The organism is Saccharopolyspora antimicrobica (assembly GCF_003635025.1).
In the GTDB taxonomy this organism is placed as follows: domain Bacteria; phylum Actinomycetota; class Actinomycetes; order Mycobacteriales; family Pseudonocardiaceae; genus Saccharopolyspora; species Saccharopolyspora antimicrobica.
The window spans coordinates 3,773,194-3,798,423 of sequence record NZ_RBXX01000002.1 but is presented as its reverse complement, the minus strand read 5'-3'; the positions used below and the strand labels follow the sequence as shown (position 1 = coordinate 3,798,423).

16 protein-coding genes and 3 rRNA genes are annotated in these 25,230 nt (G+C 68.7%); 7 read left to right on the top strand and 12 right to left on the bottom strand.

Features of this window, described 5'->3' with window-relative positions:
* Positions 1-573: 573 nt before the first annotated feature.
* From ATL45_RS18550 to ATL45_RS18540, 3 genes are all read left to right on the top strand, one after another.
* Positions 574-1,980 (top strand): LCP family protein, encoded by a 1,407-nt coding sequence (locus tag ATL45_RS18550; RefSeq protein ID WP_246025422.1) that lies wholly within the window; start codon positions 574-576, stop codon positions 1,978-1,980.
* A gap of 77 nt (positions 1,981-2,057) precedes the next feature.
* Positions 2,058-3,233 (top strand): LCP family protein, encoded by a 1,176-nt coding sequence (locus ATL45_RS18545; protein ID WP_093160469.1) that lies wholly within the window; start codon positions 2,058-2,060, stop codon positions 3,231-3,233.
* Positions 3,234-3,285: 52 nt separating this feature from the next.
* On the top strand, positions 3,286-3,999 hold the full coding sequence (locus ATL45_RS18540) for a TIGR03089 family protein (protein ID WP_093160466.1): 714 nt from the start codon (positions 3,286-3,288) through the stop codon (positions 3,997-3,999).
* 189 nt (positions 4,000-4,188) lie between these two features.
* On the opposite strand, the gene ATL45_RS18535 is transcribed toward ATL45_RS18540, so the two are convergent.
* Positions 4,189-4,602: a DoxX family protein gene (locus tag ATL45_RS18535; protein WP_093160464.1), complete on the bottom strand. Its 414-nt coding sequence runs from the start codon at positions 4,600-4,602 to the stop codon at positions 4,189-4,191.
* A 182-nt stretch (positions 4,603-4,784) separates the two neighbouring features.
* On the opposite strand from ATL45_RS18535, the gene ATL45_RS18530 reads away from it, so the two are divergent.
* Complete coding sequence (locus ATL45_RS18530; protein ID WP_093160461.1) at positions 4,785-5,567, top strand: thioesterase family protein; 783 nt, start codon at positions 4,785-4,787, stop codon at positions 5,565-5,567.
* A 179-nt stretch (positions 5,568-5,746) separates the two neighbouring features.
* Here the strand turns inward: ATL45_RS18530 and rrf are convergent.
* From rrf to ATL45_RS18500, 6 genes are all read right to left on the bottom strand, one after another.
* Positions 5,747-5,863 (bottom strand): 5S ribosomal RNA (gene rrf, locus ATL45_RS18525).
* 131 nt (positions 5,864-5,994) lie between these two features.
* Positions 5,995-9,067: ribosomal RNA gene (locus ATL45_RS18520) — 23S ribosomal RNA — on the bottom strand.
* Between the two features lie 239 nt (positions 9,068-9,306).
* Positions 9,307-10,828: ribosomal RNA gene (locus ATL45_RS18515) — 16S ribosomal RNA — on the bottom strand.
* The 16S, 23S and 5S rRNA genes sit together here, the layout of an rRNA operon.
* Positions 10,829-11,390: 562 nt before the next feature.
* The gene (gene purE / locus ATL45_RS18510; protein ID WP_093157346.1) at positions 11,391-11,879 is read right to left on the bottom strand and encodes a 5-(carboxyamino)imidazole ribonucleotide mutase; all 489 of its coding nucleotides are present in this window, start codon (positions 11,877-11,879) and stop codon (positions 11,391-11,393) included.
* 53 nt (positions 11,880-11,932) lie between these two features.
* Positions 11,933-13,117: a 5-(carboxyamino)imidazole ribonucleotide synthase gene (locus ATL45_RS18505; RefSeq protein ID WP_093157133.1), complete on the bottom strand. Its 1,185-nt coding sequence runs from the start codon at positions 13,115-13,117 to the stop codon at positions 11,933-11,935.
* 62 nt (positions 13,118-13,179) lie between these two features.
* Entirely contained in the window at positions 13,180-13,845 is a 666-nt protein-coding gene (locus tag ATL45_RS18500; protein ID WP_246025421.1) for a hypothetical protein, read from the bottom strand.
* Positions 13,846-14,169: 324 nt separating this feature from the next.
* Here ATL45_RS18500 and ATL45_RS18495 point away from each other — a divergent pair, with 324 nt between their 5' ends.
* Both ATL45_RS18495 and ATL45_RS18490 read left to right on the top strand, forming a co-directional pair.
* Entirely contained in the window at positions 14,170-16,560 is a 2,391-nt protein-coding gene (locus ATL45_RS18495) for a sigma-70 family RNA polymerase sigma factor (RefSeq protein ID WP_093157134.1), read from the top strand.
* Between the two features lie 63 nt (positions 16,561-16,623).
* Positions 16,624-17,151, top strand: a complete 528-nt coding sequence (locus ATL45_RS18490; protein ID WP_093157136.1) for a GtrA family protein — start codon at positions 16,624-16,626, stop codon at positions 17,149-17,151.
* Positions 17,152-17,239: 88 nt separating this feature from the next.
* Here the strand turns inward: ATL45_RS18490 and ATL45_RS18485 are convergent, their stop codons facing one another.
* Together ATL45_RS18485 and ATL45_RS18480 are read right to left on the bottom strand one after the other, a co-directional pair.
* On the bottom strand, positions 17,240-18,514 hold the full coding sequence (locus ATL45_RS18485) for a sensor histidine kinase (RefSeq protein WP_093157137.1): 1,275 nt from the start codon (positions 18,512-18,514) through the stop codon (positions 17,240-17,242).
* Between the two features lie 6 nt (positions 18,515-18,520).
* Positions 18,521-19,195, bottom strand: a complete 675-nt coding sequence (locus tag ATL45_RS18480) for a response regulator transcription factor (protein ID WP_093157139.1) — start codon at positions 19,193-19,195, stop codon at positions 18,521-18,523.
* A 114-nt stretch (positions 19,196-19,309) separates the two neighbouring features.
* On the opposite strand from ATL45_RS18480, the gene hisN reads away from it, so the two are divergent.
* The gene (gene hisN / locus ATL45_RS18475) at positions 19,310-20,083 is read left to right on the top strand and encodes a histidinol-phosphatase (protein WP_439332459.1); all 774 of its coding nucleotides are present in this window, start codon (positions 19,310-19,312) and stop codon (positions 20,081-20,083) included.
* Positions 20,084-20,311: 228 nt separating this feature from the next.
* Here the strand turns inward: hisN and ATL45_RS18470 are convergent, their stop codons facing one another.
* The 3 genes from ATL45_RS18470 to ATL45_RS40030 all read right to left on the bottom strand — a co-directional run bounded on the left by ATL45_RS18470 (position 20,312) and on the right by ATL45_RS40030 (position 25,228).
* Positions 20,312-22,171, bottom strand: coding sequence for a DUF2339 domain-containing protein (locus tag ATL45_RS18470; protein WP_093157142.1), 1,860 nt, complete (start codon positions 22,169-22,171; stop codon positions 20,312-20,314).
* Positions 22,172-22,529: 358 nt separating this feature from the next.
* On the bottom strand, positions 22,530-22,835 hold the full coding sequence (locus ATL45_RS18465; RefSeq protein ID WP_093157143.1) for a hypothetical protein: 306 nt from the start codon (positions 22,833-22,835) through the stop codon (positions 22,530-22,532).
* Positions 22,832-25,228 carry a TNT domain-containing protein gene (locus tag ATL45_RS40030; protein WP_143121728.1) on the bottom strand — a complete coding sequence of 799 codons (2,397 nt, stop codon included), beginning with the start codon at positions 25,226-25,228 and terminating at the stop codon, positions 22,832-22,834. The genes ATL45_RS18465 and ATL45_RS40030 overlap by 4 nt, the downstream gene beginning before the upstream one ends.
* Positions 25,229-25,230 lie beyond the last annotated feature (2 nt).

Genomic DNA, 25,230 nt, shown 5'->3' with positions numbered 1-25,230 from the left:
GGACGACTGCCCGGGCCGGTTCCGGCCGACCGGGGCACCGCTGCGAAGTCTGGCATGCGCCGCCCGGAACCCAGCAGACTCCCCGATTACTCACAGTGTCGTAATGCGTTCACTCTTATGAACGCGATCACCCCAAAACCGGGATCTGCCCACTGAACCCGTGGGCCCCGCTAGCCTGCAAACGGAACACGAGCAAAATCACCTCGCGAAGGTGTAACGCTCGCGGCAGGCCAAGGAGGAAGCGGCGTGGAGGATCGGCCCAGGTGGCCCGGCGATCCGCAGGGGCAGTCCGGCAGGCCCGCGCCACCTCGCGGGAGTGGTCGCGGACGTCCCGGCACCGGTGGCGACCCGGCGCCGAGGGGGCGCCGCGCAGGCAGCGCGCCGGCATCCGGCAGCCCCGGCCGCAAGACTCCGCAGGGTGATGGACGCCAGCGCCAGCCCACTCGTTCGGGCGAAGGAGCTCCCCCACCGGAGAACGACGTCTGGAGCCGACGCCGAGGCGGCCGGAAAGGCCGCGGCAATCGCGGTGCCCGCGCGTTCGGCCGCACGCTCTCCGCGCTGCTGTCCGTGCTGGTGCTCACAGCCACGGGCTTCGGCTGGGCGATGTTCCGCCCCGGCGGCGGCGGGACCTCCACCGCCGACGTGATCGGCAGCGGCTTCAACGCGCCGGACGGCGCCACCGACATCCTGCTGATCGGCAACGACAGCCGCAACGACTCCTTCGGCAACCCGCTGCCCGAGGAGGTGCTGCGCGAACTGCGCACCACCCAGGAGGGCGGCGACCTCACCGACGCGATGATCCTGGTGCGCATCCCCAACGGCGGCGGCAGCGCCAGCGCGATGTCCTTCCCCCGCGACACGCTCGTCGACGTCGGGCTCGGCCTGGGCAAGACCAAGCTCACCGAGACGATGAACAACGGCATGTCCGCCGAGCGCGCGAAGCTGAAGAAGGAAGGCGTCACCGACGAGAAGGAGATCGCCACGCAGTCCCGGCTGGCCGGAAAGCAGCTGCTGCGCAAGACCATCGAGGACATCACCGGCGTCAGCATCGACCACTACGCCGAGGTCAACCTGCTCGGCTTCTCCGAGATCACCAAGGCAATCGGTGGTGTCGAGGTCTGCCTGAACAACGCCACCAAGGACCGGCTGTCCGGCGCCGACTTCCCCAAGGGCGTGCAGACCATCGAGGGCGCCGACGCGCTGGCGTTCGTCCGGCAGCGGCACGGGCTGATCAACGAGCTCTCCCGCGGCAAGCGCCAGCAGGTGTTCATGTCCAGCCTCGCCCACAAGGTGATGTCCACCGGCACGCTGACCAACCCGGCGAAGCTCACCGAGCTGATCAACGCCATCAAGTCCTCCGTCACCCTGGACCCCGCGCTGGCCAACGACCTCCTGGGCTTCGCACAGCAGATGCAGGGCATCGCCGGCGGGGACGTGCAGTTCTACACCGCCCCGGTGCACCTGGTCGGCCCGTCGGGCAAGGAAGACGTCACGATCAACATCCCCGAAGTCCGGCAGTTCGCGGCCAACCTCCTGCTCAGCCCCCAAGAGCGGGAGCAGAAGATGGCCGCGCAGCAGGCCCGTGCGGAGATCTCGGTCAGCGTCTACAACGCCTCCGGCGTCAGCGGCCTGGCCGCCCGGGTGCTCGACGAGGTGTCCGCCCTGGGCTTCAAGGCGGGCGGCAGCTCGAACGCCGACTCCATGGCCAACTCCGTGGTCTACTTCGCGGCCGGCGAGGAGGAAGCCGCCAAGCAGGTCGCCGAGGCCCTCGGCGGGCTGCCCACCGAGACCAGCGCGAACGTCCAGTCCGGCAGCGTCCAGGTCTACCTGGGCAAGGACTACAAGGGGCCGGGCGCGCAGAACTTCGCCGGTCCGCGCACGGTCCGGCTCGACGGCGTCCGCCAGATGCCACCGCTGCACACCCAGACGGACGTCAACGAGCAGCCCATCACCGCCGACGGAGTCCCCTGCGTGGACTGAACATCGGTCACTCCCACGACGCGGGCCAGGTCAGCGGTTAACCTTGTCCGGCAACGCACGGCGGCGGGGGAGGCCAAGTGGGTGAACCGGAGCAGGAGACCGAGGCAGTGGAGCCTGCGCAGCGGCGAGCGGGGTTCCGCATCGCCGGTCGCAGCGCGCTCGCGCTGTTCTCGGCGGTCGTGCTCGGCATCACTGCCATCGGCTGGGTCGTGGTGGACCAGCTCAGCGACGTCAGCTCCGCCAAGGTCCTCGCCGACGCACCGCCCACGCCGAACGACGACGACGGCGCGACGGACGTCCTGCTGGTCGGCAGCGACAGCCGCACCGACGCGCAGGGAAACCCGCTGCCGGACAGCGTCCTCAAGCAGCTGCGCACCGAGGCCATCGGCGGCCTGAACACCGACAGCCTGGTGGTCATCCGGGTGCCGCACAACAACGCCCCGACTACCGCGGTGTCCATCCCGCGCGACACCTACGCGCAGGTGCCCGGCGGCCGGCCGGAGAAGATCAACGCCGTCTACGGCCTGACGAAGAACACCGCCGCGCAGCAGCTCCGCTCCGAGGGGCGGCCGGAGCTCGAGATCGAGCGCGAGGCGCAGCTGTCCGGTCAGCGCGCGCTGGTGCAGACGGTGCAGAACCTCACCGGCCTGCGCATCGACCACTACGCCGAGATCAACCTGCTCGGCTTCTACGAGCTCACCGAGGCCGTCGGCGGCGTCGAGGTGTGCCTGCAGCAGGACACCAGCGACAAGGACTCCGGCGCCGAGTTCACCGCCGGGCGGCACACCATCTCCGGCGGCGACGCGCTGTCCTTCGTGCGGCAGCGGCACGGCCTGCCCCGCGGCGACCTGGACCGGATCGTCCGCCAGCAGGTCTTCATGGCCGCGCTGGCGAACAAGGTGCTGTCCACCGGCACGCTCACCGACCCGGCTATGGTCAACGACCTGGTGCAGGCCACGCGCCGCGCCGTGGTGCTCGACGAGGGCTGGGAACCGCTGGGCTTCGTGGAGCAGATGCAGGAGATCGCGGCCGGCCGGGTCACGTTCATGACCCTGCCGGTGGCGGAGACCAACGCCCGCGACGACCGCGGCCAGAGCATCGTCAACGTCGATCCCGTCGCTGCGCAGCGCTTCTTCGCCGGCCTGACCAACGCGCCTCCCGGCCTGACGGCGAAGCCGAACCTGCAGCTGGACGGCACAGCCCGCACCGATCGCGAGATCACCTCCGACGGCAGCATCCCCTGCGTCCACTAGCCCGCCCGGGAACTGCGGCCCGACGAGGCGTGGGGGCCGTTAGGCTCGGCTCATGAGCGTTACCCAGGCGCTGCTCGGGCCGTTGCTGGCCGACGGGGCACCCAAGCCGTTGATCACGCACTACGACGACGCCACCGGGGCGCGCATCGAGCTGTCCCGGGCGACCACCGCGAACTGGGCGGCCAAGACGGCCAACTGGCTGGTCGACGAGTGGGACCTGGAGCCGGGAACGCCGGTGCACGTGGCGCTGCCCGCGCACTGGCAGACGGTCGGCGTGCTGCTCGGCTCCTGGTGGTGCGGGGCGCACATCACCGATGACCCGCACGGCGCGGAAGTCTCCTTCGTGCCTGCCGCCGAACTCGACCGCGGCGCGGGCGCGCGAACCGTCGCGGCCGTCGGGCTCGACGCGCTGGGGGCTCCGCTGCGCGGCCTGCCGGACGGCATTGCCGACTACGTCTCGGACATCCGCGTGCACGGCGACGACTTCAGCCCGATGCTGCCGATCGACGGCGACACGCCCGCGCTGCTGGAACGGTCGGTGGACGAACTCGTCGCCGACGCCCGGAAACGAGCCGAGGAGCTGCACATCGGGCCGACCGACCGCGTGCTGTCCACAGTGGAGTGGAATCTCCCGGGCGGCGTGCTGGACGGTCTGCTCGCGGTGCTCGCCGGGCGATCGTCGCTGGTGCACTGCACGAACCTCGACCCGGCGAAGCGCGAAAGCCGCCGCGACACCGAACGGACCACAGTGGAACTGGGCGACTGACCCGGATGCGCGAAACGGCCTGTCCCGCTCGGGGACAGGCCGTTTCGTCCGCCTGCGCGCTTGCCTTCGCCCTTGGAGCGGCCAACCCGGTTGACCCCGACGCCGCCACGGATTCTCAGCGTTCAGCTGTCCTCTGAGCGCTGCAGCTGCCGCGGGGTGCGCCACCGCAACGAGTTCGCCGGACAGCCCTCAGGCCGCGACTCGCTCCGACTTGCCCTTGAACAGCGCGGAAAGCGTGTAGCCAGGGCCGCTGAACCCGAGGGCCAGGCTCACGCCGGCGAGCACCAGCGGATACTCGAATCCGCCGTCGCTGCTGAAGAACCCGCCTCCGAGGTGCGCGGTGAAGATCGCGCCGACCATGACCGCCGCGAGCAGGATCCCGGCGACGGGGAGCAGCACGCCCAGGATCAGCGCGGCCCCTGCGACGAGTTCGACGGCCGCCGTGAACCAGGCCGCGACCGGGGGCAGGCCCATTTCGCCGAAGGACGCGACGACCTTGTCCATGCCGTTGATCCCGACCTTCTGGTAGCCGTGCGCGATGAACGTCACGCCCACCACGAGGCGCGCGACCAGCGCCGTCACATCGCGAATTTGGTGCTGCATGGGAGGACCTTTCGAGGATGGGGTCTGCGGTGCCCGCAAGCATACGTGAAGCTTCAAGTAACTCGCCCGGCAGAGAAGATGCTCACACGAGCACCGAGTGGTGATGGCGGATCGCGACAACTCGCCAGAAATATGGCAAACGGGCAGTACCAGCCGCGGCTACCGATAAGTAACATCGAGGAATGCGTGACACACAGGCGCTTTTCACCGCAGTCGGCGATCAGCTCGTGCCGAGCGAAGCGGCCTGCAGCCCCTGGGGCGAACTGGTCGGTGGCGGCCCGGTCGCCGGGCTGCTCGCCCGAGCCGTGGAGCGGACCACCGACGACCCCGACCTGTTCATCGCCCGCCTCACCGTGGACCTGATGCGCCCGGTGCCTGCCAAGCCCCTCACCGTGACCGCTCAGCCCCTGCGCACCGGAAAACGGCTGCAGGTGAGCGAAGCGGTCCTCACCGTTGACGGGAAGCCGTCCGCGCGCGCCACCGCCCAGCTTCTGCGCCGCGGCGAGGTCGACGGAGTCGTGCCGGACGTGGAGACACCCTTCGCCGGCCCGGACGGCCTCCCCGACGGGCACCTGCTGCCGCCGGAGCTCGGGCTGCGCTGGGGAGTGCACGACGTGATCCAGGTGCGGTGGCTGGAAGATCAGCGGGCAACCAGCACCAGCAAGGTGTGGATGCACATGCCGGTGCCGCTGGTCCCCGGCGAGGCGCTGAGTCCGCTGGCGCACGTCGCGGTGCTGGTCGACTGCATCAGCGCGGCCAGCCCCGTCGGCCCGATCTTCGGCCCGTGGATCAACACCGACATCACGCTCTACCTGCACCGCCCGTTCGAGGGCGAGTGGCTCGGCATGGAGATCGACCGGGACGTGCAGCCGACCGGGATCGGTGTGGCGAACGCCCGGCTCTACGACGAGCGAGGTCTCATCGGAAGCGCCCACGAGGCCGTCATGGTCAACCAGCTCGGCTGATCCGCGTGGCCCCGCGGCCGGCGGGGCCACTCCGGGTGCGGGAAATTTCCCGGAGCCAAGGGCGTTCGCATAAAGGCGACGCCTCTTCCGGAGCACGGTGGGATTTTTCCCGGGGATAGCAGAAGGACCCCGCTCCCTGGACGAAAAACGTCCGGGAACGGGGCCCCTCTCAATTAGTGTGTCGGCGGTGTCTTACTCTCCCACACCCTGTCGAGTGCAGTACCATCAGCGCTGGGGAGCTTAGCTACCGGGTTCGGAATGGGACCGGGCGGACCCTCCCCGCCATCGCCACCGACAACCCTAAAACCCACAACGTGGGCAAACCACAGGTCGTCACCGTATCGATGACACACACATATTCTGTTAAGCCTGACCAACAACCATGGTTGTTGTCTCAGACACCATATAGTGGGTGCGAGCAATCTTCGTGAACAAGTCCTCGGCCTATCAGCACCAGTCAACTCCACACATTACTGTGCTTCCATATCTGGCCTGTCAACCCAGTCATCTACTGGGGGCCTTACCCCACAAAGGGTGGGAGACCTCATCTAGGAACAGGCTTCCCGCTTAGATGCTTTCAGCGGTTATCCCTCCCGAACATAGCCAACCAGCCACGCCCTTGGCAGAACGACTGGCACACCAGAGGTTCGTCCATCCCGGTCCTCTCGTACTAGGGACAGCCTTCCGCAAGTCTCCTACGCGCGCGGCGGATAGGGACCGAACTGTCTCACGACGTTCTAAACCCAGCTCGCGTGCCGCTTTAATGGGCGAACAGCCCAACCCTTGGGACCAACTCCAGCCCCAGGATGCGACGAGCCGACATCGAGGTGCCAAACCATGCCGTCGATATGGACTCTTGGGCAAGATCAGCCTGTTATCCCCGGGGTACCTTTTATCCGTTGAGCGACACCGCTTCCACCAGCCAGTGCCGGATCACTAGTCCCTGCTTTCGCACCTGCTCGACCCGTCAGTCTCACAGTCAAGCTCCCTTATACACTTACACTCAACACCTGATTGCCAACCAGGCTGAGGGAACCTTTGGGCGCCTCCGTTACCCTTTAGGAGGCAACCGCCCCAGTTAAACTACCCACCAGGCACTGTCCCCGATCCGGATCACGGACCCGAGTTAGATGCCCAGAACGACCAGAGTGGTATTTCACCAACGACTCCACACCCACTAGCGTGAATGCTTCACAGTCTCCCACCTATCCTACACAAGCCGAACCAAACACCAATACCAAGCTATAGTAAAGGTCCCGGGGTCTTTCCGTCCTGCCGCGCGAAACGAGCATCTTTACTCGTACTGCAATTTCACCGGGCCTGTGGTCGAGACAGCGGAGAAGTCGTTACGCCATTCGTGCAGGTCGGAACTTACCCGACAAGGAATTTCGCTACCTTAGGATGGTTATAGTTACCACCGCCGTTTACTGGCGCTTAAATTCTCCGCTACACCCTTACGGGTTCACGGGTCCTCTTAACGTTCCAGCACCGGGCAGGCGTCAGTCCATATACATCGCCTTACAGCTTCGCATGGACCTGTGTTTTTAGTAAACAGTCGCTTCTCCCTGGCCTCTGCGACCACCACCAGCTCCCACCGCAAGGGTGTTCACCAGCAATGGCCCCCCTTCTCCCAAAGTTACGGGGGCAATTTGCCGAATTCCTTAACCACAGTTCACCCGACCGCCTCGGTATACTCTACCTGACCACCTGTGTCGGTTTCGGGTACGGGCCATGCACACACTCGCTAGAGGCTTTTCTCGACAGCATGGGATCACTCACATCACCACAACGGCTACGCATCACCCCTCACCCACATGGTGTGCGGATTTGCCTACACACCGGGCTACAGGCTTACACCAGTACAACCACTCACTGGCAGAGCTACCCTCCTGCGTCACCCCATCACTTAACTACCGCCCAATCAGGTCCCATGCACCCACCACACTCGTCCGAAGACTCATGTGACAAGCGGATGGTTAGTATCAAAGGTTTCGCTATGGACGCGTATGCACGGGTACGGGAATATCAACCCGTTATCCATCGACTACGCCTGTCGGCCTCGCCTTAGGCCCCGACTCACCCTGGGCGGACGAACCTTCCCCAGGAACCCTTGGTCATCCGGCGGAAGAGATTCTCACTCTTCACTCGCTACTCATGCCTGCATTCTCACTCCCACACACTCCACAACACCTTCCAGTGCTGCTTCACCGCGTGCAGGACGCTCCCCTACCCAACAACACTAATGTGCTATTGGCATGGCTTCGGCGGTGCGCTTCAGCCCCGCTACATTGTCGGCGCAGGACCACTTGACCAGTGAGCTATTACGCACTCTTTCAAGGATGGCTGCTTCTAAGCCAACCTCCTGGTTGTCTCAGCGATCCCACATCCTTTCCCACTAAGCGCACACTTAGGGGCCTTAGCCGATGCTCTGGGCTGTTTCCCTCTCGACGATGAAGCTTCTCCCCCACCGTCTCACTGCCACGCTCAACTCAGATGTATTCGGAGTTTGGCTGATCTCAGTAACCCGCGAAGGCCCATCAACCAACCAGTGCTCTACCCCACCCAAGCAACACGCAACGCTGCACCTAAATGCATTTCGGGGAGAACCAGCTATCACGGAGTTTGATTGGCCTTTCACCCCTACCCACAACTCATCCCCCAGGTTTTCAACCCTGGTGGGTTCGGGCCTCCACACGGTCTTACCCGCGCTTCACCCTGGCCATGGGTAGATCACTCCGCTTCGGGTCTACACCACGCGACTCAGACGCCCTATTCAGACTCGCTTTCGCTCCGGCTACCCCCAACGGGTTAACCTCGCCACGCAGCAGTAACTCGCAGGCTCATTCTTCAAAAGGCACGCCATCACAACTGCTAAGGTTGCTCTGACGGTTTGCAGGCACACGGTTTCAGGAACTCTTTCACTCCCCTCCCGGGGTACTTTTCACCATTCCCTCACGGTACTATCCACTATCGGTCACCAGGAAGTATTTAGGCTTAGCGAGTGGTCCCGCCAGATTCACAGCACCCTCCACGGAAACGCTGCTACTCGGGAACACCACCACACACGCCACAACTGCTTTCGCCTACCGGGCTCTCACCGTCTCTGGCCGGCTTTCCCAAACCGTTCAACTAGCAGAAGCAAACGCGCTGGAGACTCGGTAGCGTCTCCCAGCAATGTCCCACAACCCCGCACACGCAACCCCTACCAGGTATCCCACGCGCACGGTTTAGCCTCCTCCGCTTTCGCTCGCCACTACTCACGGAATCACCAGTGTTTTCTCTTCCTACGGGTACTAAGATGTTTCACTTCCCCGCGTTCCCCCTCATACCCTATACATTCAGGCATGAGTAACCCGACATCACTCGGGCTGGGTTTCCCCATTCGGACACCCTCGGATCACAGCTCGGTTGACAGCTCCCCGAGGACTATCGCGGCCTCCCACGTCCTTCATCGGCCCCTGGTACCAAGGCATCCACCATGTGCCCTACATAACTTGGCCACAAAGATGCTCGCACCCACTATACAGTTCTCAAACAACAACCAGAAGACAACACCCACACACCCAGTGCGCGGTTAGCGTGTTCTCTCAGATACCCAACAGCGGACCATTTCGCCGCGCTACCAGAGCGCAGAAAGTTAGTGTGTTCCACAATCCATTGAGCGTCACAACACGAGAACATTCGCCTCGTCAGTTGTGAACACTCCCAACCAGTGGTCGGGGTGTTTGTTGCTCCTTAGAAAGGAGGTGATCCAGCCGCACCTTCCGGTACGGCTACCTTGTTACGACTTCGTCCCAATCGCCAGTCCCACCTTCGACCACTCCCCCCACAAGGGTTGGGCCATGGGCTTCGGGTGTTACCGACTTTCATGACGTGACGGGCGGTGTGTACAAGGCCCGGGAACGTATTCACCGCAGCAATGCTGATCTGCGATTACTAGCGACTCCGACTTCACGGGGTCGAGTTGCAGACCCCGATCCGAACTGAGACCGGCTTTAAGGGATTCGCTCCACCTCACAGTATCGCAACCCTCTGTACCAGCCATTGTAGCATGTGTGAAGCCCTGGGCATAAGGGGCATGATGACTTGACGTCATCCCCACCTTCCTCCGAGTTGACCCCGGCAGTCCCCCACGAGTCCCCGGCATAACCCGCTGGCAACGTAGGGCAAGGGTTGCGCTCGTTGCGGGACTTAACCCAACATCTCACGACACGAGCTGACGACAGCCATGCACCACCTGTACACCAACCACAAGGGAAACCCCCTCTCAGGGGCTGTCTAGTGCATGTCAAACCCAGGTAAGGTTCTTCGCGTTGCATCGAATTAATCCACATGCTCCGCCGCTTGTGCGGGCCCCCGTCAATTCCTTTGAGTTTTAGCCTTGCGGCCGTACTCCCCAGGCGGGGCGCTTAATGCGTTAGCTACGGCACGGAAACAGTGGAACCCATCCCCACACCTAGCGCCCAACGTTTACGGCGTGGACTACCAGGGTATCTAATCCTGTTCGCTCCCCACGCTTTCGCTCCTCAGCGTCAGTATCGGCCCAGAGACCCGCCTTCGCCACCGGTGTTCCTCCTGATATCTGCGCATTTCACCGCTACACCAGGAATTCCAGTCTCCCCTACCGAACTCAAGTCTGCCCGTATCCACCGCAAGCCAGGAGTTAAGCTCCCGGTTTTCACGATAGACGCGACAGACCGCCTACGAGCTCTTTACGCCCAATAAATCCGGACAACGCTCGCACCCTACGTATTACCGCGGCTGCTGGCACGTAGTTAGCCGGTGCTTCTTATACACCTACCGTCACCCGAAGGCTTCGTCGATGTCGAAAGAGGTTTACAACCCGAAGGCCGTCATCCCCCACGCGGCGTTGCTGCGTCAGGCTTTCGCCCATTGCGCAAGATTCCCCACTGCTGCCTCCCGTAGGAGTCTGGGCCGTGTCTCAGTCCCAGTGTGGCCGGTCACCCTCTCAGGCCGGCTACCCGTCGTCGCCTTGGTAGGCCACTACCCCACCAACAAGCTGATAGGCCGCGGGCTCATCCTGCACCGCCGGAACTTTCCACACCCCACCATGCGGTGAAGTGTCATATCCGGTATTAGACCCCGTTTCCAAGGCTTATCCCAGAGTGCAGGGCAGATTGCCCACGTGTTACTCACCCGTTCGCCACTCATCCACACCCGAAGGTGCTTCAGCGTTCGACTTGCATGTGTTAAGCACGCCGCCAGCGTTCGTCCTGAGCCAGGATCAAACTCTCCAACAATGCTGTTGAACAATCCCAGCAGACACTCAAACCCGAAGGCGAGCGTCATACTCAAAGAAACCACCAACCAAAACCATGTTTGGTCGGGGGCATTAAAGAACACTAACCAAAACAGTCCGCTGTTGAGTTCTCAAAGAACACACCCACACCATCACCACCGGTCATTTCAGGACCAGCAAGCTCCGGGTAGCATTTCCTCTGTTCGCTTTCTTGTGTCGGTAACTCTAGCAGGCCGTTTTTCCGGTGATTCAGGGGGGTCACTCTCGTTTCCCGCACCCAATTCGTTATCTCCGGGATACCGAACCGTCCGTCGTTATGACCGCGAAGCGAATCGCAATTTTCAAAGTCTTGCCGTTCGAGGCCAGCCTACTCTACCACTCATTCGTGGAGACTCGGTTTTGACCCCGTGTCAGGCCCGTTCCGGCTTTCCCGGCCCGTGTCGCTCTGACTCGTAGAACTTTACAGACCCCCGAACACCCCCTGAACACCACCCCCCCTTAACGACAAAACCCCAGGTGAGACCGGTTGGAACCGGCATCGCCCGGGGTCTGTCGGAAAAGCGTCAGGAACGCGCGGCCTTCTCCTGGAGGGCGGCGTCCTTGTCGAGCACCATGCTCTCCAAGTCGGCCTGGAACTTCGCCATGCCCGCGCGCAGCCGGGCACCGAGTTCACCGGAGTCCGCCGCGAGCGTGCGGACGGCGAGCAGGCCGGCATTGCGCGCACCGCCGACCGACACCGTCGCCACCGGGACGCCAGCGGGCATCTGCACGATCGACAGCAGCGAGTCCATGCCGTCGAGGTGCTTCAGCGGTACCGGGACACCGATCACCGGCAGCACCGTCGCCGAGGCGACCATGCCCGGCAGGTGGGCGGCTCCGCCCGCGCCGGCGATGATCACCCGGATGCCGCGGTCCGCCGCGCTGCGGGCGTAGTCCAGCATCCGCTGCGGGGTGCGGTGCGCCGAGTAGACGCCCACCTCGAAGGGCACGTCGAACTCGGTGAGCGCGTCTCCGGCCGCTTGCATCACCGGCCAGTCGGAGTCGCTGCCCATGATCACGCCGACCAGCGGGTTGTCGCCTGCCACGCTCGGACCTCTCCTCTGCTTCAGTGGATCTCGTAGCCGTCCGGCCACTCGGCGTGCGACAGCCAGTGCGCCGCCAGCCGGGCCTGCTCCCGCACCTCGTCCATGCGGTCGCCGAGGACGGTGATGTGGCCGAGCTTGCGGCCGGGCCGCTCGCTCTTGCCGTACAGGTGCACCTTCGCGTGCGGGTAGCGGGCGAACAGGTGGTGCAGCCGCTCGTCCACCGTCATCTTCAGCTCGGTCGGCGAACCGAGCAGGTTCGTCATGACCACCGCGGGCGCGGTCAGCTCGGTGGCGCCCAGCGGGTAGTCCAGGACCGCGCGCAGGTGCTGCTCGAACTGGGAGGTCCGCGCGCCTTCGATGGTCCAGTGGCCGGAGTTGTGCGGGCGCATCGCCAGCTCGTTGACCACCAGGCCCTCGTCGGTCTCGAACAGCTCGACCGCGAGCACGCCGGTGACGCCGAGCGATTCGGCGACCTGCAGCGCGAGCTGCTGGGCCTGCTCGATCAGCTCCGGGGAGGCGTTCGGCGCCGGGGCCAGGACCTCCACGCAGATGCCGTCCTCCTGCACCGTCTCGACCAGCGGCCAGACCGCGCCCTGCCCGAACGGCGAGCGCGCGACCAGCGCGGCGAGCTCCCGGCGCAGCGGCACGCGCTGCTCGACGAGCAGCGGTGATCCGCTCTCCAGCAGTTCGGCGACGGTGCGCTTCGCGCCGTCCGGGGTGTTGAGCATCCACACGCCGCGGCCGTCGTACCCGCCGCGCGCGGTCTTGAGCACGCAGGGCCAGCCGTGCTCGGCGCCGAACTGCAGGACGTCGGCGACGTCGGTGACCTCCGCGAACGGCGGCACCGGCAGGCCGATCTCGGCGAGCTTGCGGCGCATCACGAGCTTGTCCTGGGCGTGCAGCAGCGCGTCGGCACCGGGCTGGACGGACACTCCCGCCGCGGCCAGGGCCCGCAGGTGCTCGCCGGGGACGTGCTCGTGGTCGAAGGTGATCACGTCGCAGCCCTGCGCGAAGTTCTTCAGCGCTTCGAGATCGGTGTGGTGGCCGATCTCCACGTTCGGGGCGACGAGCGCGGCGGAGTCGTCCGCCGAGGTGGCCAGCACCTTCAGCGACTGCCCCAACGGGATCGCCGCCTGGTGGGTCATCCTCGCCAGCTGGCCGCCACCGATCATGCCGACAACTGGGGTTCCGCTCCGCTGGTCCACGCGGTCAGCGTAAAGCGGCACAGGCCGCATACCTGCAGAGGGACCACCCAACGCGACCCAGCTCACAGCGATGCCAGCAGGTCGCACGCGGCGGTGTGGTCGGCGGGCAGCGGTTCCTGCTGGAACCGGATCTCCTGGCAGGCGTGCAGCGCCGGGTCCGCAGCCAGCCGGTGCTCGATCATGCAGCGCGCGTGCAGGCAGCGGGCCGACAGCTGCGGGTTGCGCTTGGTGAGCACCGCCGCGGTGGCCGACCGCAGCAGCGAGACGGTCTCGCCCGAGTCGAACGCCGTGCGCAGGACGTCGGCCATCAGCACCATCGCCATCATCCGCGGGTAGCCGTCGGCCGGGGAGTCCAGCGACACCGTGAGCAGGACGTAGTCCTCGCTCGCCGAGCGGCCCTCCGCCCGCGCTGCGCGGTACACCTCGTGCAACCTGGTGCGCAGGTAGCCGACCGTGGTCAGACCGGTCAGCGGGTCCTCGACCTCGCGCCCGACGGACAGCCGCGCGATCACGTCCGACCAGCCCAGCGCGGTCGTGCGCACCATCGCCGTGGGCACCGCGTCCGGGTCGGCCGACACGAGCCCGTCGTGGGCGCCGGTCGCGACGGCGTGCAGCGCCGCCAGGTCCTGCAGCGTTCCGGCCAGTCCGACCCCGGCCTCGGCCCGCGCCGCGCCGAGGTCGGCCAGCGCTTCGGCCAGGTCCCTGTCCTCGACGACCGCCGCGCACACCGCGTCGACCGCGTCCGAGGCCCAATCGCTCGGAAACGGCCACCCAGCAGCGAGGCTGGCTGTTCGCCACCGCGAGCGCAGGGCCCGCTGACGACCGTGCGAGATCGTCGCATCACACTTGAACGACCACTCCCTCATCCGCAACGCGCCTCCTTTGACTCCCTGTCATCGGGACGGCGCAGCGGGTCGCCCATGACGGTGCAAGGGATGGCGTCGGCAATAGGATCTAGATCACAATCAGTCGGGCAGCGTCATGGTCGGCACCGACCGTGACTCCCTAGGTCAGCAGATCTGGTGTGTCCCCCGCGGGGAGGAAGGTGCGGCGTGGCGACGATTCCGGCGGAAGTCCAGGGGCCCAGCGACGGGGAACTGCTGGAGGAGGTTCGCAGCGGTTCGTCCGCCGCCTACGCGCAGCTCTACGAGCGGCACGTGGGTGCGGCTTACAACATGGCCCGCCAGGTCGCCAAGTCCGCGGCCGAGGCCGACGACCTGGTGTCGGAGGCGTTCGCCAAGGTGCTCGACACGTTGCGCGACGGGCGCGGCCCGAACACCGCCTTCCGGGCCTACCTGCTCACCGCGCTGCGGCACACCGCCTACGACCGCACCCGGCGGGAGCGCAAGGTGCAGCTCGCCGACGACGTGACGGAGGTTTCCGGCGCAGACGTCAGCGTGCCGTTCACCGACACCGCCGTCGCCGGGCTCGAGCGCACGCTCGCCGCGGAGGCCTTCGCCCGGCTGCCCGAGCGCTGGCAGACCGTGCTCTGGCACGTCGAGGTGGAGGGCCAGACCCCGGCGCAGGTCGCGCCGCTGCTCGGGTTGACGCCGAACGGCGTGTCCGCGCTCGCCTACCGCGCGCGGGAAGGGCTGCGACAGGCCTACCTGCAGGTGCACCTCGGGCAGCTGGACGACGACGAGTCCGGGATCGAGCACTGCCGGGCGACGGTGGACCGGCTCGGTGCGTGGACCCGCCGCGGGCTGTCGAAGCGGGAGACCGCGCAGGTCGAGTCGCACCTCGACGGGTGCGACCGGTGCCGGGCGCTCGCGGCGGAGCTCGCCGACGTCAACGGTGCGCTCCGCGTCATCATCGCGCCGCTGGTGCTCGGGGCCTCCGCCACCGGTTACCTGGCCATTTCCTCCTCGGGAGGGGCGTCCGCCGCCGCGTTGGCCGCGGGCAGCGCTTCCAGCGCGGCGGGGGCGGCGAATGCCGCGAGTGCCGGGCCGCGGCAGGCGGTCACCGCCGGGACGGCGGCCGCGGTGATGGCCGCCGCGATCGCCATCGCCATGACTTCCGGGACCGAGCAGCCCGTTCCGGTGGCGGCGGAGCCGCCGGCCGCCGTCGTGCAGCCGCCGGAACCGCCGAAGCCTCCGGCACCGCTGCCGCAGGCTCCGCAGAACCCGCCGCCGGCGCCGAGCCCGACGCCGCCACCTCCGGCGCCGCCGGAGCCCTCTCCACCTGCGCCGACACCGCCTCCGGCGGCCACGCCGGTGCTCAACGCCTCCGGGCCCGGGGCTCCGCTCCAGCTCGTCGCGGGCGGCGATCCGGTCGACATGCCGATCACGGTGAGCAACAGCGGTTCGGGCGATTCCCAGCCGGTCACCGCGGAGCTGGCCCTGCCCGCGGGCGTGTCCGCGCAACTGCCCGGCGCGATGTCGGCCGGGCCTGCCTCGACCGTTCCGCAGAGCCGGTCGCTGGTGCTCGCCCAGCCGCCCGGCTCGCCGTCGGTGACCTGCCAGAACCGGTCGAGCACCATCTCCTGCAGCACCGACCGCGGGCTGCGGCCCGGCGAGTCGTTCACCTTCGGCTTCAGCGTGCGCGCCGACGAGTCGTCCCAGGGCGGTGAGATCACCGCCAGCATCTCCGCCGGTACCGAGATCGAGCTGCGCCTGGACGCGGTGCCCGTCCTGGTCGAGCCCGCTCCGGTGGACAAGGTCGATCTGGAGGCATGGAGCTGGCCGGTGCCCGGGGAGGTCCTGAGCCAGTCGACGACCGAGAAGAGCAGCAGGCTCTTCATCTGGGTGACCAACGCCGGTACCAGCACAGGTCGTACCGAGGCCGTCGCCAAGCTGCCGGAGGGCATGCAGGCGCAGGTCCTGACGCCCCAGTGCGACTTGCTCCCGGGTGACCAGGGCCGGGTCCGGTGCTCCGGCGAGCTCTCGCCCCGGGAGTCCTTGCTGGGCGTGGTGCAGGTGACCGACGCGCAAGACTTCCCGGATCCCACCTCCCATGCCTCGGCCCAGACCTGGACGGGCGGCCCGGTCTCGCACGGTGAGGCCGTCCAGGTGACAGCGAACCTCGGCACCTCCAGCGACAGCACGCTGGTGGAGCTGCAGTTCCCGTTGCCGCCGCCTCCGCCGAAGCCGCCGGAATGCTCGTGGTGGCCGTGGTGGCCGCCGGGCTGGAATCACGGCCGTCCGCCGTGGTGCTGGTTGCCGGTGCCCGCGCACTCGCCGCTGCTCCCGCCGACGACGTCCGCTCCGGAGTCGACCAGCACGCCGGAACCGACCGGCACGACGTCGCCGACGGCCCCGCCGACCACGGTGCCGCCGACGAGCACGACTCCGCCCACCACGGCGCCGCCGACGTCGAGCACGCCGCCTTCGGCGACGACGCCGCCGAGCAGCACCGCGCCGCCGTCCAGTTCGGAGGCTCCGACCAGCAGCGCACCGCCCACGTCGAGCTCGAAGGGCTCTCCCGGGGGACGGCAGCCCAGGTGAATCGGGTCTCCCGATGCGACCGCTGGCATCGCCGGGACGGCGCAACTACGTAGACTCGGGGCTGTGTCCGTCGTCGATTCGGTGCTCGCGCACATCCCGCAGCGGTACCGGGAACTCGCGATCCGGCATCGCGAGCTGCTGAAGTTCGGCATCGTCGGCGGTATCACCTTCTTGATCGACACCGGCATCTTCTACGCGCTGAAGCTGACCGTCCTGTCACCCAAGCCGGTGACGTCGAAGGTCATCGCGGTGCTCGTCGCGACGCTGTTCTCCTACGTGCTCAACCGGGAGTGGTCGTTCCGCACCCGGGGCGGGCGGCAGCGGCACTCCGAGGCGACGCTGTACTTCGTGATCAGCGGCATCGGGGTGGGCCTGTACTCGGCCCCGCTGTGGGTCTCGCGGTACCTGCTGCACCTGCAGACGCCGTACACCAGCCGCTTCGTGGAGGAGATCGCCGACTTCACCGCGGCGCAGATCGTCGGCCTGCTGCTGGGCATGGCGTTCCGCTGGTGGGCGTTCCGCAAGTGGGTGTTCCCGACCGAGCAGTCCCACGAGCAGGCACCGGAACGCGACCACGCGCGGATCAGCTGACTCTCTGCAGGTCAAAGACCGTGAGCACTTTGTGTGGCTATAACAACAGAAAGTACTCACGGCCCCCGTGCTGCCGGAGCGGTCGCCGCTACCTGGGCGTCGGTTCGGACTTCCAGGGGAGGCCGAGGACGTCGTCCGCGCGGGCCACCGGGAGGAAGACCTCGAACATCGCCGGTCTCGCCTGGCTGAGTTCGAGGCGGCCGCCGTCGGCTTCGACGAGGGCCCGGGCCAGCGCCAGGCCGACGCCGGTGGAGCCGTGGCCGGAGAAGCCGCGGTCGAAGACGTAGGGCACGAGTTCGTCCGGGACGCCCGTGCCCGCGTCGCTCACCTCCACGACCACGGTGCCGCCGCCCTGCCTCGCCGCGAGGGTGACGGTGCCCTCGCCGTGCCGCAGCGCGTTGTCGAGCAGGACGCCGATCGTTTCGCGCAGGCGGGTGGGCGTGACGCGGGCCAGCAGTTCTTCCTCCACCTTCACGCGCAGGGTGCGGCCTTCCGCCTTCAGCGGCTCGCGCCACTCGGCGGCCACGTCGCAGAGCAGCGTCGAGATGTCCAGCGGTGCGGCGTCGCGGGCGCGCGCCGCGGTGGCCGCGGCGAGCAGGTCGTCGAGGACCCCGGAGAGCCGTTCGGCCTGTTCCAGCGCGGCGCCCGCGTCCTCCGCCACGTCCGGGTCGTTGGTCGCCGCCAGCGTCTCCAGCCGCAGGTGCAGTGCGGTCAGGCGGCTGCGCAGCTGGTGCGAGACATCGCCGACCAGTTCGCGTTCGCGCTGCACCAGCTGCGACAGCGCGGCGCCGGAGGCGTCGAGCGCGTCCGCGACGCGGTCCAGCTCCGGGACCTGGTGGCGCTGCGGGTCCGCGCGGAAGTCGCCCGCGCCGAGGCGCGCCGCGCGGGCCGCGACGTGGCGGAGCGGGTCGGACAGGCGTCGCGCGGTCACCGACGCCACGATCATGCCGGTGCCTGCGGAGAGCACCACGAGCAGCAGCACCAGGCCGGCGACCTGGATCTGCTGGGTGCGGACGGGCCCGCTCGGCGCGGCGAGCGTCACCGTGCCGCTCTGCACCATCGGCACGCTCTCCACCAGCGGTTCCTCGCCGGGATCGGGGCCGTAGGCGTAGTCGTGGCCCTGGGTGCGGACGATCAGCCGGGCGCCGTCGGGCACTGCCAGCCGCACCGCGGCGAGGTCGACCGGGCTCTGGGCGGCGATCTGCTCGTCCAGCCGCGTCGCGATCTGCTGCGCGCGGGTGGACAGGTCGTTGACGGTGATGTCCTGGACCAGCTTCAGCGCGCTGAACCCGAGCGGCAGTCCGAGGACGACCGCGGTGACGGCGACGGCCAGCAGCGTGGCCTGCAGGATTCGACGGCGCATCGCGGGTCAGTCCGCGTTGAAGCGGAACCCGACGCCTCGCACGGTGGCGATGCGGGTCTCGTCCAGCCGGCCGTTGCTGTCGCTGAGCTTCCGGCGCAGCCACGAGATGTGCATGTCCAGCGTCTTGCTGCCCTTGCGGTCGGATTCCGGCCAGACCTCTTCGAGGATCTCCTCGCGGGTCACCACCTGCCCGGCGTGCTGCATGAGCACCCGGAGCAGCTCGTACTCCTTGTTCGCCAGCTGCACTTCCTGCTCGTTGACCTGCACGCGGCGGGCCGTCAGGTCCAGGCGGACGCCGGAGGCCTCCAGGGTTTCCGGGGCGCCGCGGCGGAGCAGGGCGCGGATGCGCGCCATCAGCTCGGCGAGCCGGAACGGCTTGGCCACATAGTCGTCGGCACCCGCGTCGAGGCCGACCACGAAGTCCACCTCGTCGGTGCGGGCGGTCAGCATCAGCACCGGCAGGCCGCGGCCCTGCGCGCGCAGCCGGCGGCACACCTCCAGGCCGTCCATCTCCGGCAGTCCGAGATCCAGCACCAGCAGGTCGATCCCGCCCGAGGCGGCGGCGCGCAGCGTCGATGGACCGTCCTCGATCACCTGGACGGTGTAGCCCTCGCGTTGCAATGCCCTCGACAGGGGCACGGCGATGGCGGGGTCGTCTTCTGCCAGCAACACCACGCTCACGCCTCCAGCCTAGAGGCTGCCTCCGTACTCCTTTTGCGTAACGGTCCGAGTGGGCTGCGTGGTCACCTCGCGGCTCGTGCCCGCCGACAGCGCCCGCGGACTAAGGTGCGTTGCGTGACCAGCGATCTCGATCTCGCCCTGCACCTCGCCGACGTCGCCGACGGCATCACCGGCAGCCGGTTCCGTGCCCGGGACCTGAGCGTGGACCGCAAACCCGACCGGACGCCGGTCACCGACGCCGATCTCGCGGTCGAGGACGCCGTGCGCGCGGTGCTCGCCGAGCAGCGGCCGGACGACGTCGTCGCCGGCGAGGAGCGCGGTGGCACGGCGGGTGACGGCCGCGCGTGGGTGCTGGACCCGATCGACGGCACGAAGAACTTCCTGCGCGGCATTCCGGTGTGGGCGACGTTGATCGCACTGGTGGACGGTGGCCGTCCGGAGGTCGGCGTGATCAGCGCGCCGGCGCTGGGCAAGCGCTGGTGGGCGGCGACCGGGGCGGGCGCCTGGTGCCGCACGGGTGACGCGGAGCCGGAGCGGATCTCGGTGTCCGGGGTGCGCGAGCCGGGCGACGCGTACGTCTCGACCACGCACCTCGGGACGTGGGTGGAGCACCACTCGCGGGAGGCCTACCTGCGGTTGGTCGACGCCTGCTGGGAGAACCGGGCGTTCGGCGACTTCTGGCAGCACTGCCTGGTGGCCGAGGGCGTCATCGACATCGCCGCGGAGCCGATCGTGAACCCGTGGGACGTGGCGGCGGCGCAGGTGCTGGTGACCGAGGCAGGCGGCACCTTCACCGATCTGGCCGGAACCCCGCGCTACGACGGCGGGAACGCGCTGTCCACGAACGGCCACCTGCACGCCGAAGCCCTGTCCCTCCTGCGGCGCTGAGGTCCCACGACTCCGCGATTTCAATGGAAATCGCATGTCCAACTTCAATGGAAGTTGCGGGGAGTCGGCGTGTCTCGGGTCGACACACCGGTGTTCCCGCAACTTCAATGGAAATCGGAGGTCTGATTTCCATTGAAATTGGATGTCTGATTTCCATTGAAATTGCGTGGCACCGAGGCGAGGTCCGACGATGGTCCGGCGGCGGGGCCGGAACATCGTTGGGGCGGTTCAGCTTTCGGGTTGCTTCTTGAGCAGGCGGGCGTAGTGGGAGCCCGCGGCCAGCAGGATCAGGCCCGCGCAGAGGAACGCGATCACCCGGGCCACGCCGTCCAGGGTGGCGAGGTCGAACAGCAGGAGCTTCGCCAGGGACGCCGCGATCAGCACCATGCCCGCGATGCGCAGGCGCTTCGCGCGGATTCCGCGCAGCAGCAGCACGATCGCCGCCACCACCCAGCTCAGGGTGATCAGGATGTGGGCGGTGAGGAAGCCGGTCCGGGTGTCGGACACCAGCAGGCAGGCCGCCATCGTCGCGCTCGCCGTGCCGTACAGCAGCGCCAGTCCCGTCGCCGACCACAGCGGCGGCGACTTCGGGAACTTCTCGATCCGAGCCGCCGAAGCAGGCACCACGATCGCCGCGGCCGCGATCAGCAGACCGCACAGCAGGCCCGCGATGCCGGGCGCGTAGCCGTGCCAGAGCAGCGCGGTGAGCGGCACCTCGTTGACCAGGGCGAGCAGGAAGCCGAAAGTCGCGTAGCAGGTCGCGCCGAGCAGCACGCCCGCGCTGCGCAGCACGAACGCACCGGCGCTCAGCACCAGCGCCTCGCACAGCAGCGCCGTTGCCCAGCTCGACGAATCCAGCACGGTCAGCGTGGTCTGCGCAGCCGCGATCGACGCCATCGCGCCGACCGCCGTGGTGAACCGGCGCGACAACCAGTCCCGGAACGCCGGGACGAACCGGGCCACCGCCCAGATCGCCAGCAGCAGCAAGGTTGTTCCCGCGCCGAGCAGGCCGGCCGCCGACGTTTCCAGCAGCAGCGGACCGGCCAGGAACGCCGGGGTCGGTGCGGTGACCAGCAGGGCGATCGCGGTGCGGTCGGCGTCGGGGCGCGCTCCCGCGGTGATCGCGGCGATCACCACGCCCAGCAGCACGGACGCGCTGATCGCGATCACCAGCACCGGGTCGTGGAAGAAGACTCCCCAGATCGCCGCCACCAGCGCGGCCAGCACCACGGGGATCCCGGCGGCCAGCGCGAGCGAGGACCAGCCGCGCCGGACCTGCACCGGTGCCGCCGCGACCTGCAGCAGGACCAGGAAGCCGATCAGCAGCGCGTTGGGCCGCTGGGTGATCAGCGGCGCGCAGATCGCCGAGCTCAGCACCACGCCGAGCGCCAGCGGCCGCGCCTGCCAGCGGTCGGCGAGCGCCAGCCCGCCGATGCTGACGAGCAGGCCCGCGCCCAGGCCCACCGGGGCGGACACGAAGCCGTAGAGCGAGGTGGCCGCGACCACGTCCAGGAACAGCGCGGCGAAACCCGTTGTGGCCAGGGCGAACGCGGCGATCCGCCCGGCGTCCTGCCCCTTCGAGCGGCGGTGCATCCACCAGCCGGCGCCGACCAGCAGCGCGGAGAGCACCGCACCGCCGGTGACCCTGGCGCCCGGCCCCAGCCAGTCCTGCTGCACGGCGAGGACCAGCAGGAACACCACGCCCAGCAACGTCACGCCGGCGCCGACCCAGGCGAGCACGCGGCTCGGCTCCAGGTTCGCGCCGAGGCTGCTGCGCGGGCGGACCGGCTGCTGGCCGAGCCCCGGGTACGGCGTCACCTGCGGCTGCCCGAACACCGGTGGCTGGGCGGCCTGCGGGGCGCTCGTCGGCTGGGCGGCCTGCGGCGGGTGGTTCTGCGGGGTCGGAGCCTGCTGGGGCGGAACGTCCTGCTGGGACTGGGTTTCCTGCGGTGCGGGCGCTTGCGGAGCGGCGACCTGCGTCGCAGCTTGCGCCTGCACCACGGTGCCCAGGTAGGTCAGCCGCTGGCCGATGGCGTGCAGCTCACCGGCCAGCAGTTGGAGCGTTTCACCGGGCAAGGGTTGCGACATGCTCCCACCCTGCGGGAAACGCCCCGGTCAGAACATCAGTAGCACTACTCAGTCACGATCACGGCTCGGCGTCTGCGGGCGGCGCGGTCGCTCAGCGCAACCCGAATCGATTTATTCATATTGGGCCGCAGCCGCGACGACCAACGCGCTGCACCGCGGAAGGTGTCGCATGCGCCGCAGGCGCAGAGCCCACCCTCGCAGCTCGCACCGCCGCGGGTTCTCAGCGCCCGCCTGGCGAGGACGGCCCGGCCGCCGTGCATTGGTCATACATCAGGCCGGGCACCCGCAGTCCAGGCGGGCGCTGAGGTTCCGCCACCCGCACCGCCGCGCAAAACGAGTACAGGAATCATTCATCTGCTCACCCGCGCTGCGCCGGGGTGCCCTTCGGCGGCGTGCTGGTGGCGTCGACCGGGCCGACCACACCGCGCAGCGCCTGGGTCCAGGTCAGCCTGCCGAACAGGTAGAAGCAGGCGACCTGCTCGTTGCTGAACCGGGCCCAGTCGTAGCGGTTGCCCTGCTCCCGCCAGAAGACCTCCCACGCCGGGGTGCCGTCGTGGTCGTCGCGCACCAGGCACCAGGCGTCGTCGGCCTCCGCGCCGATCGACACCAGTCCCTCCGGCACGCCCATCGCCACCAGCCAGCCCAGCACGGACTCGGTGTTCACTTCCCGGCCTCCTGCTCCGCCTCGTCCTGCTCGACCTCGTCCGCGACCTGCGCGGTCGAATGCGCCAGCGGCACCGTCGCGCGCTCGCGGACGATCCGCTCCGTCGCCGCGACCTGCTCCTCCGGCTCCGCCGCCGACGAGGTGAGGTGGAACGTCGACTCCACCACCTCGGCGCCTTCCCGCTCGATGCGCAGCGTCACCGCCTCGGCGACCTCCCGCGACGCGGTCAGCTCGACGAGGTAGCCGAGCCCGACCAGGTCGTCCAGCGAGTACGTCGCGCGGTAGCGGACTCCGCCGCCGGGCTGCGCGAACCACGGCGCGGGCACCGACTGCCACACCGGTAAGCGGCGCATCACCCGGTACCTGCGGTACTCGCGCTCGGCGTACGACGGCGGCAGCGACCGCTGACCGAAGGCCGTCGCGACCGCGAACGAGAAGCGTCCGGCACCGCCACCGGTGCAGTCGAGCACGGTGTCCGGCTCCAGCACCACCGGTTCCGCCGGTTCCACGCCACCCTCCGGGTGCTCGGCGGCGGGCGGCCACACGTGCTCGTTGCGCTCGCCCGCGAACCGGCGCTCCCACTCGAGCTCGCTCAGCTCGCCCAGCGGATCGTGCCCGGCGACGAGCGCCTCGGGCAGCTGCACCGGTTCACCGCGCTCCTCGCGATCCCGTTGCGCGGCACCGTAGACCTCGCCCGAGCGCAGCCGTTCCAGCGCGTCATCGTCGTGCACCAGGTGCGACTCCGGGTGGTCCTGCGGCGGGAAGTTCAGCCCCGGCCGATCCGGTTCCTCCGACGACGGCGGCAGCTGCCTGCTCGCCCTGCTCGCCGCGACCGGCATGTAACCGATCGGGAACTGGTGCAGCACGAACGCCACCACGTCCGCGTTCCGGCCCGCCTGCCGCAGCGGACGCTGGGTGGGCTCCGCCGCGGGCGGAGCTGGTGGTTGCTGCGGCGTCGGCAGCGGGCGCAGCGGAGAGCGCTGCGTCGGATCCTTCACCGGCTGCGGAGCAGGTTGCTGCGGAGCGAGAGGCTGCGGAGCCGGAGCCACGCCGAAGGCGGGCCGCGGCGCGGCCATCGGCGGCCGGGGCGGCGGAGCCGCGGCCGGAGGCTGCGCAGCCGGAGGCGCGCCAGGCGGCGCCACGAAGTGGCCGCCCGGCGCCGCCGGAGGCGGTGGGGCCGCCGGGGCGAAGCCCGGCGGCGGCGCGGCAGCGCCCGGCGGCAGCGGCGGCTGCGGAGCCTGCGGCGAAGCCCAGGCGGAGCGCACCGCGTGCGGAGCGGTGCTGGAGGCGGGGTCCTCGCCGGGCGGCGTCCAGCCCGGGCGGGCGTCGTCGGTGCTCACCGGGATCGGGCCGGTGCCTGCGTCGGCGAGACCGGGAGCCCAGCGGCCCGGGTCGACCTTGACCGGGCCGGTGTGCTCGGCGTCCGCCTGCCAGCCGGTGGCGGACCGAGCCGCCTCCGAGACCTCGTCCTGCGCATCTGCTGCCACTCCCCCGACGGTTCCGCGGCCGATGTGCTCCGCCGCGCTGCCAACATCTTCCGCAACGCCACCGGCGGTCTCCCGACCGACCCGGCCGGCCTCGTCGGCGGCACCCCGGACGTGTTCAGCCGCCTCACCAGCAACATCACCCGCCGCACCGACCGCCTCCCCGGCGGCCCGGCCGACTCCCCCGACGACGTCACCAACAGCCCCGCCGGCGCCGCTGACCGCATCGCCCGCGGCACGGCCGATGTCGCCCGCGGCGTGGCCCACACCCGCGACCGCGCCTCCAGCGGCATCACCCAGCGCGCCGGTCGCACCACCCGCTGCATCCACTGTGGACGAGACGAGATCGGTGCCCGCGTTCAGCACGCCGCCGCCGAGCGCCGCGAGCGGGGCGTCCGGGTCGACCCGGACGCCGCTGGCCGGATCCACCGCCGCGGCCAGGGTGCTGTGCAGCTGCGCCACGTTCGCCGCCGCGCCCTGCACCGCCGAGTCCAGGGCGGCGAGCGCCTGCGGATGTCCTGCGGCCGCCGCTTGTTCGGCCGCGTCGGTCTGCTTGGCCAGCGTCACCAGCTCGCGCACCAGCTGGACCTTCGCCGCGCCGACCTGCTCGGCCGCGTGGTCCAGGCGGTCCGCCGCCGCGCGGCACTGCTGCACCGAGCCGGGCAGGATGCCGTCGGCGGCCACGAAGCCGTCCCACTCCCGGGTCGCCGCCTCAGCCGCTTCTCCGTCGAAGGCCCGCAGCGCGCCCTGCGCGGTGCTGTCCGCGTTGCCCGCCAGGCCGTCGATCGCGTCCGCGGCTTCGCGCCACGCCGTCGCGGACTCGCGCATCGCGTCCTCGTCCGCCTCGGGCCACCGGGCGCCCGCGCGCGCGGCGACGTCGCGGAGTTCGGCGGGAAGTTCGATGCCCACCG